This is a genomic window from Salinibacter sp. 10B (assembly GCF_002954405.1).
Lineage (GTDB): Bacteria > Bacteroidota > Rhodothermia > Rhodothermales > Salinibacteraceae > Salinibacter.
In genome coordinates this window covers 2,217,061-2,234,751 of sequence record NZ_MQWC01000004.1, presented here as the reverse complement: position 1 = coordinate 2,234,751, position 17,691 = coordinate 2,217,061, and the positions used below count along the sequence as shown (strand labels likewise).

The following is a 17,691-nucleotide window of genomic DNA, read 5'->3' as shown; positions in this document are numbered from 1 at the left end:
TGGCGAATTGGGAATTGCGAATGTCGAATTGGGCAAGTCACCGATCGGACATTCCGCAGTTCTACTCCCCATTCGAAACTCGAAACTCGCAATTCGACACTGAGAGATGGACGTACTTCGATTCACCACGGCGGGAAGCGTCGACGACGGCAAAAGCACGCTGATTGGTCGCCTCTTTTACGACACGCAGCAAATCTTCGAGGACAAGCTGGAGGAGATTAAGCGGAATACGCAGCGGGACGATGACGATTTGGAGCTGGCGCTCCTCACCGACGGCCTGAAGGCCGAGCGGGAACAGGGCATTACCATCGACGTCGCCTACCGCTACTTTTCCACCCCGAACCGCAAGTTTATCATTGCGGACACGCCGGGGCACGAGCAGTACACGCGCAACATGGTGACGGGCGCCTCAACGGCGGAGCTGGCTGTGGAGCTCATCGACGCCCGCAACGGCGTGATCGAGCAGACGCGGCGGCACGCCTTCATCGCCTCGCTGCTCCAGATTCCGTACATGATTGTCGCGGTCAACAAGATGGACCTCGTGGACTACGGCGAGGAGCGCTTCCGCGAGATCGTGGAGGAGTTTCAGGAGTTCTCCGACAACCTCGACATCAATGACATCACCTTCATCCCGATCTCAGCGTTGAAGGGCGACAACGTGGTCGACCAGTCGGAGCGAATGCCGTGGTACAAGGGACCGACGCTTCTGCACCGCCTCGAAAACGTCCGGCCGGAGGCCGATCGCAATCAGGTCGACTTCCGCTTTCCGGTGCAGCACGTGATCCGGCCGCACCAGGACTTCCGCGGCTTTGCGGGCCAGGTGGCGTCCGGCAAGATTCGACCGGGGGAGGAGATCGTCGTTCTTCCGTCAAAGCGCACGTCGCACATCGAGTCGATCACGACGCTCGACGGCGAGGTCGAGGAGGCCGGCCCGGGCGATTCGATCGTGATCTCGCTCACGGACGAGATTGACGTGAGCCGCGGCTCGATGATCGTGCGGAGCCGCAATCGCCCCGACGTCACTCGTCAACTCGACGCCGACCTGTGCTGGATGAATGAGGAAAAGATGCGGCGGGACCGGCCGTATATCATTCAGCACACCACGCGGCGCACGCAGGCCAATGTCTCGAAGGTGGTCTATCGCACCAACGTTGAGACCTTTCACCGCGAGGAGGCCGATACCTTTGAGCTCAACGATATTGGCCGGGTGGAGCTGGAAACGGCGGACCCGCTCTTCATCGATCCCTACAAGATCAACCGGTCGACCGGCAACTTCATTCTCATCGATCCGGACACCAACGACACGGTGGCCGCCGGCATGATCCGCGGCGTGTCCGAGGACGTGGCGCCGTTCGGCCGAGATGAGGTGGTGACGGACAAGGAGCGAGAGACCTCGCCGAACGTTGTGTGGGAGGGGCTCAACATCCCGCGCGAGGACCGGGAAGAGAAGAACGGGCACAAGTCCGCTGTGGTGTGGCTCACGGGCCTTTCCGGCTCCGGAAAGTCCACGATTGCAAAAGAGGTGGAGAAGCGCCTCTTCGATCGGGACGTGCAGACGATGATGCTCGACGGTGACAACGTGCGGCACGGACTGTCCGGCGATCTCGGCTTCAGCCCCAACGACCGGAAGGAAAACATTCGGCGCGTCGGCGAAGCCGCCCGGCTCTTCTTCGAGCAGGGCAACGTGACACTCTGTAGCTTTATCTCGCCGTACCAGGAGGACCGCGATCGCATCCGAGAATTGCTGCCGGAGGGACGGTTCTTTGAGGTACACGTCGACTGCCCGCTGGAGGTCTGCAAGGAGCGGGACACGAAGGGGCTCTACAAGAAGGCGGAGGAAGGCGAAATCGCCAACTTTACCGGCGTCTCGGCCCCGTACGAGGAGCCGCAGGACCCGGAGATCGTCGTCGACTCGGATCAGAACGACGTGGAGACCTGCGTGAATCAGATCATTGAGGCGCTCGAAGAAGAGGGCATCGTGTAGGCGATCGGGGGCGTGGGAGAGGCGGGCGCGGGTAGAGTGCGTGGCAGATCGGGACGGGCGGGAAAATGATTTTCTCGGTCGTCCCTTGTTCGTGACCGGCGCACTCCTCAACACAAGCTCGATGACCCCCGTCGCATTCGTCGGGCGTTTGGGCATTTTCTGCAAGAACGATCGTGCTCGGCTTGACGTCCCGACCGTCGACCGTCCACTCTCTTCGCTATGGCCGTCCTCGCGTCCCTTAGTGCCGACGCCTGGATCACCGTCGGCGTGGTGCTGGGATTGGTCACGGCACTGGTGTCGGACCTTGGGCGGCCCGATCTAGTCCTGCTGAGTGGGCTCTCGGCCCTGCTCGTGACCGGCGTCATTTCTCCCCAGCAGGCGTTTGCGGGGTTCTCCAACTCGGCCGTCCTCACCGTGGGGGCTCTCTACATCGTTGCGGCAGGCGTGCAGCACACCGATGCCCTCGGTCGGCTCGATCGAGTGCTCTTCGCCAACACCTCGCGCCTGAGTCCGCTCCTGGCCCGCTTCATGGTGCCCACCGCGTTCCTGTCCGGCCTGTTAAACAACACGCCCATTGTGGCAATGCTCACGCCGCGCCTGCAGGAGTGGGCGGACGAGCAGAACATCCCGGCGTCGAAGCTCATGATCCCACTCTCCTACGCGGCGATTACGGGGGGCATGACGACGCTCGTGGGCACGTCGACCAATTTGATCGTGGCGGGACTGATGGAGGCGGAGGGCTATGAGCCGCTGCACCTGTTCGATGTGACGTGGATCGGCATTCCCTCCGCCCTCGCCGTCATTGCATACTTCGTCATGGGCGGGCACCGGCTCCTCCCGGATCGGGGCACTCCGGCCCCTGCTGTGGAGGAGGAGCTGGACGAGAATATGTTCGAGGTGAAGGTCACAGTGCAGTCGCCGATCATCGGGCAAACGGTGGCAGAGGCGGGATTGCGGGATCTCGGCGACGCCTACCTGACACACGTTCGTCGAGGGAAACAGGTGTTGCAGGCCACGCCGCGTCTCACGCTCGAACAGGGCGACGTGCTCACCTTCAACGGACGGCTCGCCGCACGGGAGCGGCTTCTCAAGCGTCCGGGACTCAAGCGCACGCTTCCAAGTCCGGGAGAGCGGACGGACGACCCGGTGCGGTACGAAACGCTGCCCCTTTACGAAGCTGTCATTGCCGAGTCGTCCGATCTCGTGGGCTCCACGCTCGGGGAAGCAAATTTTCGGGAGGAGTACCAGGGCGTGGTGCTGGGCATCCAGCGCGAAAATGAACCGGTCACCGGGCCGGTGGGGACGACAAAGCTGCAGGCGGGCGACTTGCTCATCGTAGAGGCGCCCAGTGATTTTGGGCAGCGGTGGAGCAGTGGCAGCCGGGACGAGTTCTACCTCGTGGCGCCGCGGGACGGGCGCGCGCTGACGTCGACGAACGGACAGGACGACGAGGGCGACGATGATCGAGAGGCGCTGGCACCTCTCGCGCTGGCGCTCACGGGGGCAATGGTCCTTACGGCGGCGGTGGGCCTTGCGCCCATCGTGACGACTGCGTTCGTCACCGCGCTCCTCATGATTCTTACAGGCTGTGTAACGGCGGCGGAAGCCCAGCGCGCGCTCAACGTGCAGGTGCTCGTCGTCATCGCCGCGGCGCTCGGCATCGGAAAGGCGATCGAGACGACCGGTCTCGCGCAACAGGCGGCGGAGGGAATGCTGGGGATTACGGAAGGATATGGCCCTGTTGTGGCCCTCGCGTCCATCTATCTCCTCACGAATCTCCTCACCGAGATTATCACGAACAATGCGGCAGCCGTGCTCATGCTGCCCATCTCGATGGCCACGGCGTCCACGCTTGGCGCGCCGCCCATTGCGTTCGGTCTCATTGTGGCCATCGGAGCCTCGGCCAGCTTCCTGACCCCCATCGGCTACCAGACGAACCTCATGGTAATGGGGCCGGGCGGGTATCGCTTCAGCGACTATGCGAAGGTGGGCTGGCCGGCCACGCTTCTCGTCATGACGATTTCCGTCATGATCATTTCGATCCTTTGGTTGTAGGTCTCTTACGACTCAGGTCGCCCCCCCTCGCGTTTTGAGGTGTGCTTTCTTCGCTTTCAGCTCTTTTGACTCACTACGGCACTTATGAATGATACCCTGTTGGTTACCGGCGGCGCCGGCTTCATCGGCTCGGCGGTGGTACGTCATCTGATTGATCAGACCGAGGCCACCGTGGTTACCGTCGACGCGTTGACCTACGCGGGACACCTGGAAAATCTGGCCCCGGTGAGGGATCATCCCCGTCACCACTTTGCACAGGAGGATATCACCGACGCGCCGGCCATGCACCGGCTCTTCCGTGAGCACGAGCCGGATGGGGTGCTCCATCTCGCGGCGGAGTCGCACGTGGATCGTTCAATCGACGGTCCGGCCGCCTTCGTGCAAACGAACGTGGTGGGAACGCAGGTGCTCTTGGAGGCAGCCCGCACCTACTGGGAAGAGCAGGGCACCCCGGAAGACTTTCGTTTTCTGCACGTCTCGACCGACGAGGTATACGGCGAACTCGGGGCAACGGGCGCCTTTACGGAGGAAACGCCCTACGATCCCAGCTCTCCCTACTCCGCGAGCAAGGCCGGGGCCGACCATCTCGTGCGCGCCTGGCAGCGCACCTACGGCCTGCCGGTGCTCATTACGAATTGCTCGAACAACTACGGCCCGTACCAGCATCCGGAGAAGCTCATTCCCGTGGTCATCCTGAACGCCCTCGACGAAAAGTCCATTCCGGTGTACGGCGACGGGAAGAACGTGCGCGACTGGCTTTACGTTGAGGATCACGTTCGTGCCCTTCTTCGCGTACTGCAGGAGGGACAGGTGGGGGAAACCTACAACGTGGGCGGACGCTGCGAAAAAGAAAACATTGCGGTGGTGCGTCAGATTTGCGACATTCTCGATGATCTACGGCCCGACGGGCCAGACGAGGGACATCGCTCCCTAATCACGTTTGTGGAAGATCGCCCGGGCCACGACTGGCGCTACGCGATCGATCCCCGCAAGATCGAAGAGGATGTTGGGTTTGCCCCCCAGGTCGATTTCGAGGAGGGCCTGCGCCGGACGGTTGAGTGGTACGTGGAAAATCGGGAGTGGGTGCGAGCTGTTCGGTGAGGGAGAGGGATGGGGGGGAGTTGAGGCGTTTCGGGGGGCGAGAGTCATTCCCGTGGCGCGGGGCGTCTTTACGATCCGTTTTTTAGCAGAAACCCGAAATCACGAAATGCTATGAGTGACGATTCTAGTCGGACGCGCAAGGGCATTCTCCTGGCCGGTGGGGCAGGCACGCGCCTCTATCCGGCCACCCGGGCGGTAAGCAAGCAACTCCTGCCCATTTACGACAAGCCGATGGTGTATTATCCGCTGTCGACCCTCATGCTGGCGGGCATTCGGGAGGTGCTCATTATCTCGACGCCCAAAGACCTGCCGCGCTTTGAGGCGCTGCTGGGCGACGGGCATCAGTGGGGGCTCAATCTGCACTACGCCGAGCAACCAGAGCCGAAGGGCATCGCGCAGGCGTTTACCATCGGGTCCGACTTTGTTGGCGACGATGACGTCTGCCTCATTCTCGGAGACAACATCTTTTATGGAGAGGGGCTGCCGGCACGGTTGCAGCGAGCAGCCCGGCAAGAGGGCGGGGGAACCGTCTTCGCTTACTACGTCAAGGATCCGGAGCGCTACGGGGTCGTCGATTTCGACGGGGACGGGCAGGCTCTCTCCATTGAAGAAAAGCCCGACGATCCGGCCTCAAATTATGCCGTGACCGGCCTATACTTTTACAGCTCGGATGTCGTTGAGATTGCAGAAGGGCTGGAGCCGTCCGATCGGGGAGAGCTGGAAATTACCGATATAAACCGTCACTACCTCCAACGGGGCGAACTCCAGGTCGAGACCATGGGGCGGGGCATGGCGTGGCTCGACACCGGCACGCACGACTCGCTGCTGCAGGCCGCCAACTTCGTACAGACAATTGAGAAGCGACAGGGGCTGAAGATTAGTTGTCCGGAGGAAATTGCGTGGCGTCAGGGGTGGATTTCCTCCGAAGACGTGCGGCGAATCGGGCACTCGATGGACAACAACGCATATGGGCAGTATCTTCTTCAGGTCATCCGGCGGGCGGAAGGAACGCCGGCGTAATCTTGAATGATGTGCTCAGCCATGGACGTATTTGACGGGACTCTTCCCGGTGTGCGCGTCATCGAGCCAGACGTGTATACCGACGATCGTGGGGCATTCCTGGAGACGTGGAACGCCCGCGACTACGGCAAGCATGGGCTCGACGTGACGTTTGTGCAGGACAATCTCTCGCGCTCCCGGACGCACGTGTTGCGGGGCCTCCACTTCCAAAATCCACGCCCACAAGGGAAGCTGATCACTGTTTTGAAAGGAGAGGTCTACGACGTTGTCGTCGACATCCGGGCTGGGTCGGATACCTTCGGAGAGTGGGAGGGCTTGAGACTCTCGGCTGAAAATGGTCGTCAGTTGTACGTGCCGGAAGGGTTTGCGCATGGATTCGTGGTGACTGGGGACGAGGCCCTCTTTCACTACAAGTGCACCGACTTCTACCACCCCGAAGCGGAGGGCGTCATTCATTGGAACGATCCAACGCTCGGCATTGACTGGCCAGTGGACGACCCGGTGCTTTCGGAGCGCGACCGTGAGGCGCCGGGGATAGAAGCCCTTTCCGAAGAGCGGTTCGCGTTCGGGACGGCGCACACGCCCATTTCCTAATGCGCTTCCTTCCGTGATGAGTATCCCCAAGGATTCGACTCTTCTGCTACTGGGGGGGACCGGACAGGTGGGACACGAGTTGCGCGCGCCTCTTGCGCGAATCGGATCGGTGGCGGCGCCCGGTCGGGAGCAGACCGATCTCACCGACCCTTCGTCCCTGCGGGCGGCTGTGCGGGAGATCGAGCCGGATGTGATCGTCAACGCGGCGGCCTACACGGCGGTCGACCAGGCGGAGCAGGAGGTCGAGTCGGCGCGGGTCCTTAACGCCGAGGCCCCCAGGGTGCTCTCGGAGGCAGCGGCCAAGGTAGGGGCGTGGCTTGTGCACTATTCCACCGACTATGTCTTCGACGGGACGCACACGGCCCCGTACGAGGAGACCGATGCCCCCAATCCAATCAATGTCTACGGCCGCACGAAGCGGGCGGGAGAGGAGGCGATTCAAGACGTAGGCGGTCGGCACCTCATCCTGCGCACGAGCTGGGTCTACAGCGACCGCCGCTCCAATTTCCTGCGGACCATGCTCCGGCTTGCCGACGAGAACGACACCCTCACGGTGGTCGACGACCAGACGGGCACGCCGACGTGGGCGGGGTGGATTGCCGAAGCTACTGCGACAATGCTGCGTCATGTGCAGGCGCGAGAGGCCCCGAGGGAGGCAAGCGGCCTCTATCATCTCGCCGCGTCTGGCCAGACGAGCTGGTACGGATTTGCCCGAGCCATCTTCTCGACGTTCGGGTGCGACGACGTGACCGTCGAGCCCGTGTCCTCCGACGAGTACCCCACGGCTGCCGCTCGTCCGAAGTACACGGTGCTTGATTCTGGCAGGGCGCGAGAGACCTTCGACCTCACGATTCCGACGTGGACGGAGCAGTTGGCGGGGCTGCGGGAGCGCACGTCGCAACAAGGGGGACGGGCCTCTGGGGTCTAAGAGATTGTTTTGATTTCACACGATGACAGTTCAGGCAGAGCGCGACGACTGCAGATCGTCGGGATCCAACAGGAGCTCCTTCTGGGCAACAGACGGCCCTCCAATTCCTGCGAAATATCTCGTCGATTCTCAAACCCGCTCAAAAATCAAAACAGTCTCTAAGTCCACGTCAACGACGCCGAGCTGCTTCCTTTACACGTCTTCCACTGCCCCTTTTGCAACTCTCAAATTGGCCTCTGGGTAGAGGATAGGGAAGAGGATGTCGAACAAATCCAGCCCAAAAGCGCATGAGCGACGAAACCACCACGCTGCTCGTGCAGGGACTCAACGGCGAAGGCCCCGGCGACATTGTCGGTGCCGTTGTGAACGAGGCCAATGTGGACCCCGACGCCATCGGGGCCATCGACATTGAGGGCGACACGGCCACGGTGGACGTGACGGCCGACGTGGCCGACCGAATTGTTCAGTCCCTCGATGGGGGGCGCATCGGTACCGCCACGGTGTCAATTGCGGCACTGGACGAGGAGACCAGGACCGCACGGGCGTATGCTGATCGCCTCACCGACCTCGTCGAGTTGGAGCGCGAGGAGGAGATGCGGCGCCACGAGCAAGAGATCGAAAATTTGTCGGGACGTGAACGCGAGCGGCGGGGGCGGGCGCTGCTCCGCATGCGAGGACGGGACGAAGGGGAGGGACTCGGGGGGCATCGCGTCAAGTTTATGCGCCAGGAGAAAGGCCAGCCCCTCCCCGATCACGAGCTCCGGGTGGGCGATCTCGTCATGGTGTCGAAGAAGGATCCGCTCCGGGACGACAATCCCACCGGCACCGTCACACAGGTCACCAACTATTCCGTGACTGTGTCCTTCGGCTCGAAGCCGGATGGATGGGTGTTCGGCAAAGGGCTGCGAGTGGATCTCTACGTGAACGACATTACGTACCAGCGGATGCAAGATGCGCTGGCTCAGCTCCCAACGGCCGAGGGGACGCTTGCCCATCTCCGCGACGTGTGTACGGGGGCGTCTTCGCCCGCCGAAGCGGACGCCGTGGACGTGGGCGACTGGCACAATCCGGTCCTCAACGCTTCTCAACGACAGGCCGTTCGGGAAGCCCTGGGGACCAACGATGTGCACCTCATCCACGGCCCGCCCGGCACCGGCAAGACGACCACCGCGATCGAGGTCATCCGGCAGTGTCTGGATCGGGGCGAGTCGGTGCTCGCGACTGCAGCGTCCAACACGGCCGTCGACAACATGGTTGAGTTGCTGGTCGAGCAGGGGGAGGAGGTCGTCCGCCTCGGCCATCCGGCCCGGGTTACGGAGGCCCTTCATGCCCACACGCTCGATGCTCAGATTGAAGACAACGACACCTATCGGCGCTCGCAGGCCCGGCGTGAGGACGCCTTCGATCTCTTAGAAGAGCAGGACGACCTCACGCATCCATCGGGCCGTTGGCGCCGCGGCATGTCGGATCGCAAGATTCAGGAACTGGCCGAAGAGGGCCGTGGATCGCGGGGCGTACCGCCGGAAAAGATCGAGGAGATGGCCGAGTGGCTCGACCTTCGCGACAAGGCCGATGACCTCTTCGACGAGGCCGAGCGGCTGGAGCAAGAGGCGATCGACGAGGTGCTGAGCGCCGCCGACGTGGTGTGCAGCACCAACTCGACCGCCGGCAGTGACCTTTTGCAGCATCAAACGTTTGATACCCTCATCGTTGACGAGGCCACGCAGGCCACGGCGCCGTCCTGCTGGATTCCGATGACGCACGCTCGTCGTGCGATTCTCGTGGGCGATCACAAGCAGTTGCCGCCCACCATTCTGAACCCGGAGGCGGCCGAGAGTGGGCTGCAGTACACCCTCTTCGAGCGCCTCGCTAAGCACCACGAGACGGATCCCGAGACGCCCAATTCCATCCGCAGTCTGTTGCGCACGCAGTACCGGATGCACGAGACCATCATGGGCTTTTCCAGCCGCACTTTCTACGACGATCGACTGCTGGCCGACGACGCGGTGCGGCAGCACACGCTGGCTGACCTCGGCGTACCGCCGGGCGACTTGCCACCGGAGCGACGTGAGATTCTCGATCCGGAGGCGCCCTTCGTCTTCGTCGACACTGCAGGCATTGAGGCTCCTGAGCGTCAGCGATCCGGATCGCACTCCCGCGAGAATCCCCGTGAGGCCGAGCTCGTGGCGCAGCTCGTCACCGATCTGCTGAATGCCGAGATGGCTCCGGGACAGATCGCCGTCATTTCGCCGTACGACGATCAGGTGGACCGGATTGAGCAGCGGCTCGATATAGACGAGCTAGAAGTCGACACGGTCGACGGCTTCCAGGGCCGCGAGAAGGAGGTCGTGATTGTCTCGCTCGTTCGCAGCAACGAGCGCGGGGCCATCGGCTTTCTGGATGAGCCCCGCCGCTTCAACGTGGCGCTAACGCGGGCCAAGCGGAAGGCCATTGTCGTGGGCGACAGCACCACCGTCACCCACGCCGACGTGTTTGCGGATGTTCAGGCCTATGCTCAAAACGAGGGCCGCGAGGTGCGGCTGTAGCCGCGTGAACCGTCACTCTTCCCACCGGAGCGCGGGGTAAGCGCCGTCGATCGGCATCCACATTTCCGTGAAGTCCAGTCCGGGCATGTGCTCGGCGGCCGCTGCTCCCGTCATCTGCCCAGTCGAAAGGCCGGTTGCCTCCACCGAGGTCTCTTCCTGGGTTCCTACCGGGCGGCTCTGGTTCGTGGTGTTCGTGTCCCAGTAGCTGCTGCTCACCGTGCTGCCCGCCTGTCGGCCCACAAGGCCCCCAACGTCCGTCGAGCCCGATACGGAGCCGGCGGCGTAGGCTTGCTGCAGCGTCCCTCCATTGCCACGTCCCACGAGCCCCCCGACGCGCGTGTCTCCCGCCACGGAACTGTGCGCGTACGAGGCCTCAATGACGCCGAGGTTGGCACCGGCCAGTCCGCCGACATTTGTTTTTCCCTGGACAGGGCCCCTTGCCCAGCAGCCGTGCACCTGTGCCCGGTTCAGGCCCACGAGTCCCCCTGCATTCCGGTCTGCGTCCACGCTCGCAGTTGCACTGGACGTCTGGAGGCGCCCCGTCACCGCGTTTCGGCCCACGAGTCCCCCCGCCCGGTCGGTGCTGATCACATTTCCGCTGGCTGTGGACGTCCGGAGGGTTCCGCCAGCAAAGTTGGCCCCCACGAGTCCGCCCGCACTTGCGAGAGCCTGCACGGTCCCGGCGGCGTACGATGCGTCCGCAATTGTGCCGCCCACGTTGCGCCCGACGAGCCCGCCGACCTGTCCTCGGGACCCGTTACTCGACACGTCGCCCTGGGCCGATGATCGACGAATTTCGCCCTGCACATTTCGACCTACGAGGCCTCCTACTTCACCCGCAGGTCCCTTTCCCTCCACGGCCCCCTCCGTGGTCGCATTACGGATGGAGCTCTCGTGGTTGCGCCCCGCGAGTCCGCCCACGAGCGCCTCGCCCTGCACGGAGGCTCTGCTCTGAACAGACCGGAGGGTCCCATTGTCGAAGTTGAGTCCGGCGACACCGCCCACGCCCACGTTGCCGTTCACGGTGCCCGTTACGCTCACGAATTCGATGGTTCCTCCCGCATTTTGGCCGACGAGGGCGCCGGTCTGGCTTCCGCCGGAAATTTCAACACCGCGAAGCGTCACATCATGGAGGGACGTGTTGCCCAGGGCCGCAAAGAGCCCAATTCCGTTCGTGTCCGACCGCCGGATCCAGAGGTCCGAGACGACGTGCCCCGCGCCGTCGAACGTGCCGGTAAACCGTTCGCCGTCGGTACGCTCCCCAATAGGAATGAAGCCGTCGCCCTCGTTCCAATTGCGCGTAACGCTGGCATCCACGTCCCCGACCATAACGAAGTCCTCGGTGCGCAGTCCGTTGTTGATGACCTGAAGCTGGTCGGGGCGTGCAATCTGGTAGGGAGCATTGGCGCTGCCCGAGCCGCCCTCGAAGACCACACCATCCCCTTGAAGGGGCACCGGAAGCGGGGTCTTGCGGTCGGTGTCGTTGTGGGTGATTTCCAGTTGGGCCCGGCTCGTCACGCGGTCCTTCTCTGGGTCAAACGAGACGAGCACGTCCAGCGTATCGCCCGGCGCCAGGGTGAATGAGCCGTCCCCCGATTCGATTGTGAATCGCTCCGTATCCGTCCCGGCAAGGGCAACGTCGCCCTCCAGTGCGCCGGTCCGGTTTGCCGAGTCTGGGGGAGGCGAGCCGTTGTTGATGAGGGCAACGGTGCGACGCTGCGGCGTGTCTACGTGCACGAAGCCGTAATCGTAGGCGGTGCGGCCAATCGAGAGCGCAGGGGCTTGCCCGCCGCCGTCGTTTTGGTCCGGAGCCTCGCGGTCTGGGGCTTCGCTCGTGCCAATGCCGTCACACCCGGTGAGGAGAAGCGGGCCGAGGAGAAGGAGGATCGCAAGAGGGCGTGAACACGAACGGCGGGAACTGGACACAGAGAGAAAAGACATCGGGGAACAGCACGTGGGAGTGCGCGGGAGGCGAGAGCGGAACGGTCAAATGCTGAGAGAGAACCGGATCCATGGACGGACGATGAAGTCGAAGTGCTGGATGGAGCTCGATCCATCCGTCGAGAGGGGGGTCCCGTCACCGGGGCCGGGCGACACGACCTCGTCGAACGAGTTGAAGGTCACGTTGAACATATTCATGTCGACGCCGGGCTCCAGATACATCGTCACTGGGGCCTTGGGGAAGAAAGAGAATCGGTACGAAAAGGCGCCTTCGCCGTACAGGCTCAGCGGATTGGCGGAGAGGTCGCTCGTCTCATAAAAGAACGGGAGCGCGCCCGAGAGTTCGCGGTCGTCCGTCTGAAAGGTCCCGCGCCCGATGCCCAGTGTGACGTCGGTTCGGAAGCCACTGCGGGGATAGGACTGAAAATTCAGCAGGAGACCTCGTCCCGCGGCGTCGGCTTCGTACACGATGGGGGTGTTGAATTTTGGGAACCGAGTGCTGTAAACGCGCGAGTAGCTCCACCGCGACACCCCGAGCCGCAGGGCTGTGTTTGACTCCATGTCGTTCCAATTCCACACGTAGATCGGAATGCTGACCGAGCCAAACTCATACCGCGTTTTGAACGAGAAGAAAGCGCCGGTCTCGACGCGCTGAAAGGTGAGGTCGTCGAGACTGACGCTTCCGTCCAGGTTGGAGACGGCGTTCAAGAGGAGACTTTCCCGCTCGGCAATGGCCGTGTTTTGGGTAAGCTCGTGCGTGTAGCGGATTTCGACGGCGGGCAGCCACTTTACAAAATCGGGCCACGACTCTGGCAGTAGGAAACGCCAGAGGGGAAGAAAGTTAATCCCGGCGGTGTACGTTTCGAGGCCCTTCGTCTGGTCCTTTCGGGCATCGAGGGCTTGCTCCTGAAAGTCCGTTCGTGGGTAGGGAGATTCGTAGCCGATCTCTAGGAGAGAGGTGCCGGCCAGGCCGAGATCGACGGAGAGATCGTACACGCTCAGGTCGAGGCTAGAGTACCTCACAGGACTCTCATCAAGCAGAGGGCGATCCGTACTGAAGGTATTAAACCGGTAGTTATACCCCGCATTGAGGTCCAGGAAGAACCCTGTGATGGCCTTGATCCGGCGAAAGGTGCTTCGCTCGTGCTGAGCAGTGGTTGTGATCGTGACGCTTGTGGTGTCGGGACGTTGAGCCGTTGTGTCGGGCTCTTGTCCGAGAACCTGTGTGGGACATAGGAGGGCAAGAGCGAGAGCAAGGGAAGCGAAGGCCCGTACGGGACAAAAGGCGTTCATCTGAGGAGGGCATCGCGTGTGCAGGAGGGGGAGGGGATCAGGGGCCGCGCCGCGAAAAGGTGGGTGGGCGTCGAGGGGCACCAGAGGGCGGGGGAGCCGGGTGCAAGTACTATTCCTGATTCAAAAAGAAGCAGAACTCGTTCTCATGCCACTTCCAAAGATCATAGGGCATCTATCGGGCGCGTTCAGACGGCGGTATCTCCTCCGTTTGCTTCCGGCCCATCCTTCACCCCGATGCGGAGCCGTCCCCGATCGAAAAAAGCACCTCCGTCAGATCCGAAGCCACTCGTAAAGGGCATAACGATCTTGTGTAGTTGAGATCACATGAAGGGGCGGGCTGAGTGTCCAGGCATCATCGCCTGTTGGGCAGTTGCAGCTTTCAGGCGTCCATTTGTTAGTGCGGAAAAGGGACGGCCCCTCTACTTTTGCCGAGGTTTTTGGATACAACCGCTCTTCATGAATCGATCATTGACATCTTGTTATTGGTTATTTTAGATTAATTTTGTCATAAAGTACAATTCCATTTCGGTTCACTTCTGCTGTAGTTTTCTTTTCTCCTCGCTTCCCTTTTCTCCATGCCTGAGTTTACCGGCGCGGCCGACGAGACACACGTCTTCACCCTCCCCTCCGAAATCGACGCCGTCCGCTTCGACCGACGGCAGGCCGCCCCCGGTGGGGAGATCGGCCTCGAAATCCGCACGCTCTTCTGCGCTGAGGGCTCTCGTCTCCAGATCAAGCTCGTCGACGCGCAGGGGACCGTCCACAACACCCTCGACGGCCGGCTCGCGGGCGAGGACATGAATCTCCGGCTTCGGGTGCCGCAAAAGGCGAAGGGCGGCCTCCTGGCGAAGGTCAAGATGCCGAACCACGGCCTCTCGGCCGAGTCGGAGGCCCTGAAGGTGACCGAGCCGGTGCGGGTCCGCGGTGGTCGCAGGAAGAAGTCAAACGCGGAGACATTCTCACGCTCACAGCCGACGCGAAAGGCGCGCCCGACGGCCGCCGGGCGACCGTCCGCATTTTCGAATACAAGGAGCGCGGGGCGCACGTCCCGGTGACGCGGCTGCGTCCTCGGGTAGAAAACGGAGCCGTGGAGGTGATGTACCGGTTCCAGTATCCGGGCGACACCGCGGACATTGTGCCGGAGTGGAAGGCGCCGGAGGGCTACGTGCAACCGCAGTTTTTCTACACGGTGGACGTGAGCGGCATCATCGCCGATTCGCAGGACGCGAAGAGCACGGGCGTGATGCGATTCGTGGACGACCTGAGCATCCGCCTCCGCGACCTCGTGACCGACGCGCCCGTGGCGGACGAAACGGTCGTCGTGATCCTGCCGGACGGGTCCGAGCAAGAGACCACGCTCGACGAGAATGGGTCTGCTGAACTTTCAGACGTTCCGCCCGGTCCCATCAAGTACTTCTTTCCCGACCTCCCGGGGTCGAGCCGCGAGAATCCGCTCCACGGGGCCACCGGTCCCGACGCGAACGAAGCGTCCCTGTGGCGAATCGCGCCGCAGCAGACCGTCATGACGGCCAACCACGAGACCGGCGTGCTCGACACGAGTACGGAGCCACTGCAGGAGGGCACTTGGGTGTACGTCTTTCCGGAGCACCCGGGAGAGGATCCGCCCATGTCGCCGATGATCGAGGCAAAGGCCACCGGCGAGGGCACCCTCAAGCGCGTCGACTGGTCGGATCCGTCGCGGTGGACGGGCAAAGACGAGCGTTCTCCCTCGCTCGACGCGAAGACAGCAGGCGGACAGCCCTACCTTTGCTTCCCGGCAACCGAGAGCTGCACGAAGGTGCACGTCATGCTTTCTCCCTGCCAGCTCTCCTACGAGCGCCTCGGCGCCTATCGACGAGACGACGATCCCCACGCCGAGGACATCTATCCGCTGGCGGCGCTGCGTTGCGAAACGATCGACGCCGACGCGCTGGAGACGATCAAAACCGGTGGGGCCTACGAAATCGGCTACTTTGCGGCCGAGCCGTCGGAGGACCTCCTGCAGGTCTCGGTGCCGCAACCGGTGCAGTTCGTCCGGGCAGCCGGGAGCGCCTACCGCCACGCCGTCGAGCGGTTGAAGGCCTTCCAGGCCGGCACCAGTCTCGAACACCACCATGCGAGCCTCACCTACCGGGCCGCCCAGCGCTTCGAGGACCGAGCCGAAGAGTCGACGATCACGCAGGCGGCGCGGGCCGTGGAGGGCGTGGTCGACGATCCAACCGTATGGGACTTCCTGGACAAGCAGCGCCTGGAGTCGACCCTGGAGGATTGGAGCGCTGAACAGAACGACCTGCAGGATACGGTCGAGCGGCTGGGAGACACGCTGTACGACTTCATGATGGACCTTCCGGCCTACCGGCAGGCGCGGGAGGACCTGACGGCGTTTGTGGAAGAGGCCGGTGGGGCCGAGGCCCTCTCCGACGAGAAATTTAAGACGTTCGTCGACCGGCTCGGCATCGAGGAGCGGCTGCTGGCGGACGCCGAGTACTCGCAGGCCGGGCGGCACTACCTGGCCGAACAGCTCGGGCAGTACGTGGACGCCGACCCGAAGCGCGGCATTGACAAGCAGGGCGAGAAGACCTGGTACGACCGGGTGCCCTACGACCTTAGCACCATCCGGCGCCTGGCGGGCGTAGCGGCCAATGCGCTGGAACAGGAGGCAAAGTCCGAAGCCGGCTCGGCGATCAAGAAGGAGGACGTCGCGGCCACACACGCCGAAAAGGCGGCCCAGGCCCACGAGACCTTCCAGAACAAAGCGTCGAAGGTCGACGACTTGACCGACGAGATCGAATCGACCCGGAGCCGGCTCGCCTCTTGGCAGAAGGGCCAGCGGTACGTGCGGGTCCTCACCAGCAAGCTCGGGCTGAGCCCGAGCGGGAAGGTGACGGGGCCGGCACCGTCGACCGGCACCCGCACCCTCGACGATCTGATTCGAACGACCCGAAGCGCCGTCGGGGCGGTGGCCCAGTACGTTCACCAGCAGGTGGGGGCGGGGAAGAAGGCCGAGACGCTCTTCGAGTTGAAGGGGAAGCGCGTGCAGGCCGGGAAAGAGGCCCAGCAGGCCCTGACGGGACGCGAGGCCGGGCTTCAGCAATACGGCGAGAAGATGGACGAGAGTACCGAGCACCGGCAAAAGGCCGACCTCTACAAAGCCGGTCGGCGACGGGTGGGCCGCATCGCCCTGGCTATCGACGGCCTGCACCTCTTCTTCCTGGCCAATGCCTACCGAGACGCGGCCCGGCGGGGCGCCTCGATCGACCAACTCTCCCAGATCGGAATCGGGACCGCGGAGGCCGTTGCCAGCATTCGGCACCTGTCCGGAGTGTCGACGGCGGTGAAAGACGATCTATATGATTTACATAGGAGAGTTGCGTACGTTGAGGCCCTCTATTTTGTAGGTCATGCTGTAGAGGAGCTCGCCTTCGAAAAAGACTCAAATATCGGGGCCACAGTTGGCCACTCGACCTCAGCAATTGGGGCAGGTCTTTTGATACCAAAATCGGGATTCAGGGGCGGCGCGATCGGCCTGGGGTTGATTTTGACCGGACAGCTCGTAGTGGCGGTCTTCAGTGACACCGAACTGGAGGAGTGGTTCAAGAATTCCGTTTGGTCCAAGAAAGGGTATTCCGGATACTTGCCGAAGGGTGAATTCGGCTCCAAGCGTCTCACGACCGAACTCAACGACCTGTTTGAGATCATCGCCCGCCCCCGGGTGCAGGTCCTGCTGGATATCAGTGAAGAAATGAGCCTCGAAGAGGTCCGCCTCCGTGTCGAGCCGCGCACGTTCCAGCCCGGACTTATGCAGCTTACGGAAGTATCCCTTTCGCTTACGTCCGACTTCCTCGTGGTCGGCGACGAGACGCACCTCGACAAAACAGCCACTTCTCTCGACTCCGCCGACCAGATGATGCGAAAAGACGACGGTACCCTCCTTTCTGCCAGCTGGACCTGGGACGGCTCGGCCGTTGCCGATGCTACGGAGGTGGCTCACGACCAGACCGTCCGACCCACAAGGGACTTCGACTCGGTAGAAGCGAGCGTGACCCTCCGGATCGACTACCGGGCCGCGAAGTCGGCCGACCTCCAGCCGGAGTTTGAGTACGAAGGGAGCCCGGGCGTGGCGGCTGATTCCTCAGCGCCTCATAAATCGGCCGGTGTTCTGGCCCCCGTATACTCATAGCCTTCTCTCCTTCATGCGCGTTCAGTTTTCAACGGTTAAAAGACTGAAG

11 protein-coding genes are annotated in these 17,691 nt (G+C 62.7%); 9 read left to right on the top strand and 2 right to left on the bottom strand.

Going from position 1 to position 17,691, the window contains the following annotated elements; translation table 11 throughout:
* The first annotated feature begins 106 nt into the window (after positions 1-106).
* From cysN to BSZ35_RS09240, 7 genes are all read left to right on the top strand, one after another.
* Positions 107-1,984, top strand: a complete 1,878-nt coding sequence (gene cysN / locus BSZ35_RS09270; protein WP_105012168.1) for a sulfate adenylyltransferase subunit CysN — start codon at positions 107-109, stop codon at positions 1,982-1,984.
* A gap of 219 nt (positions 1,985-2,203) precedes the next feature.
* The gene (locus BSZ35_RS09265) at positions 2,204-4,039 is read left to right on the top strand and encodes an SLC13 family permease (protein WP_105012167.1); all 1,836 of its coding nucleotides are present in this window, start codon (positions 2,204-2,206) and stop codon (positions 4,037-4,039) included.
* Positions 4,040-4,123: 84 nt separating this feature from the next.
* The gene (gene rfbB, locus BSZ35_RS09260) at positions 4,124-5,140 is read left to right on the top strand and encodes a dTDP-glucose 4,6-dehydratase (protein ID WP_105012166.1); all 1,017 of its coding nucleotides are present in this window, start codon (positions 4,124-4,126) and stop codon (positions 5,138-5,140) included.
* Positions 5,141-5,251: 111 nt separating this feature from the next.
* On the top strand, positions 5,252-6,160 hold the full coding sequence (gene rfbA / locus BSZ35_RS09255) for a glucose-1-phosphate thymidylyltransferase RfbA (protein WP_105012165.1): 909 nt from the start codon (positions 5,252-5,254) through the stop codon (positions 6,158-6,160).
* A gap of 21 nt (positions 6,161-6,181) precedes the next feature.
* Entirely contained in the window at positions 6,182-6,754 is a 573-nt protein-coding gene (rfbC, locus tag BSZ35_RS09250; RefSeq protein ID WP_105012164.1) for a dTDP-4-dehydrorhamnose 3,5-epimerase, read from the top strand.
* Between the two features lie 16 nt (positions 6,755-6,770).
* Positions 6,771-7,682 carry a dTDP-4-dehydrorhamnose reductase gene (gene rfbD, locus BSZ35_RS09245; protein WP_105012163.1) on the top strand — a complete coding sequence of 304 codons (912 nt, stop codon included), beginning with the start codon at positions 6,771-6,773 and terminating at the stop codon, positions 7,680-7,682.
* Between the two features lie 287 nt (positions 7,683-7,969).
* A complete protein-coding gene (locus BSZ35_RS09240) occupies positions 7,970-10,228 on the top strand; it encodes an IGHMBP2 family helicase (protein WP_105012162.1) in 2,259 nt (752 codons plus the stop codon).
* 12 nt (positions 10,229-10,240) lie between these two features.
* Here the strand turns inward: BSZ35_RS09240 and BSZ35_RS09235 are convergent, their stop codons facing one another.
* Together BSZ35_RS09235 and BSZ35_RS09230 are read right to left on the bottom strand one after the other, a co-directional pair.
* Positions 10,241-12,169 (bottom strand): GLUG motif-containing protein, encoded by a 1,929-nt coding sequence (locus tag BSZ35_RS09235; RefSeq protein WP_105012161.1) that lies wholly within the window; start codon positions 12,167-12,169, stop codon positions 10,241-10,243.
* A gap of 45 nt (positions 12,170-12,214) precedes the next feature.
* Positions 12,215-13,462 carry a hypothetical protein gene (locus BSZ35_RS09230; RefSeq protein WP_105012160.1) on the bottom strand — a complete coding sequence of 416 codons (1,248 nt, stop codon included), beginning with the start codon at positions 13,460-13,462 and terminating at the stop codon, positions 12,215-12,217.
* A 575-nt stretch (positions 13,463-14,037) separates the two neighbouring features.
* Between BSZ35_RS09230 and BSZ35_RS09225 the strand changes: the two genes are divergently transcribed.
* Positions 14,038-14,517: a hypothetical protein gene (locus BSZ35_RS09225; protein WP_105012159.1), complete on the top strand. Its 480-nt coding sequence runs from the start codon at positions 14,038-14,040 to the stop codon at positions 14,515-14,517.
* Positions 14,514-17,642 carry a hypothetical protein gene (locus BSZ35_RS09220; RefSeq protein ID WP_105012158.1) on the top strand — a complete coding sequence of 1,043 codons (3,129 nt, stop codon included), beginning with the start codon at positions 14,514-14,516 and terminating at the stop codon, positions 17,640-17,642. The genes BSZ35_RS09225 and BSZ35_RS09220 overlap by 4 nt, the downstream gene beginning before the upstream one ends.
* The last annotated feature ends 49 nt before the right edge of the window (positions 17,643-17,691 follow it).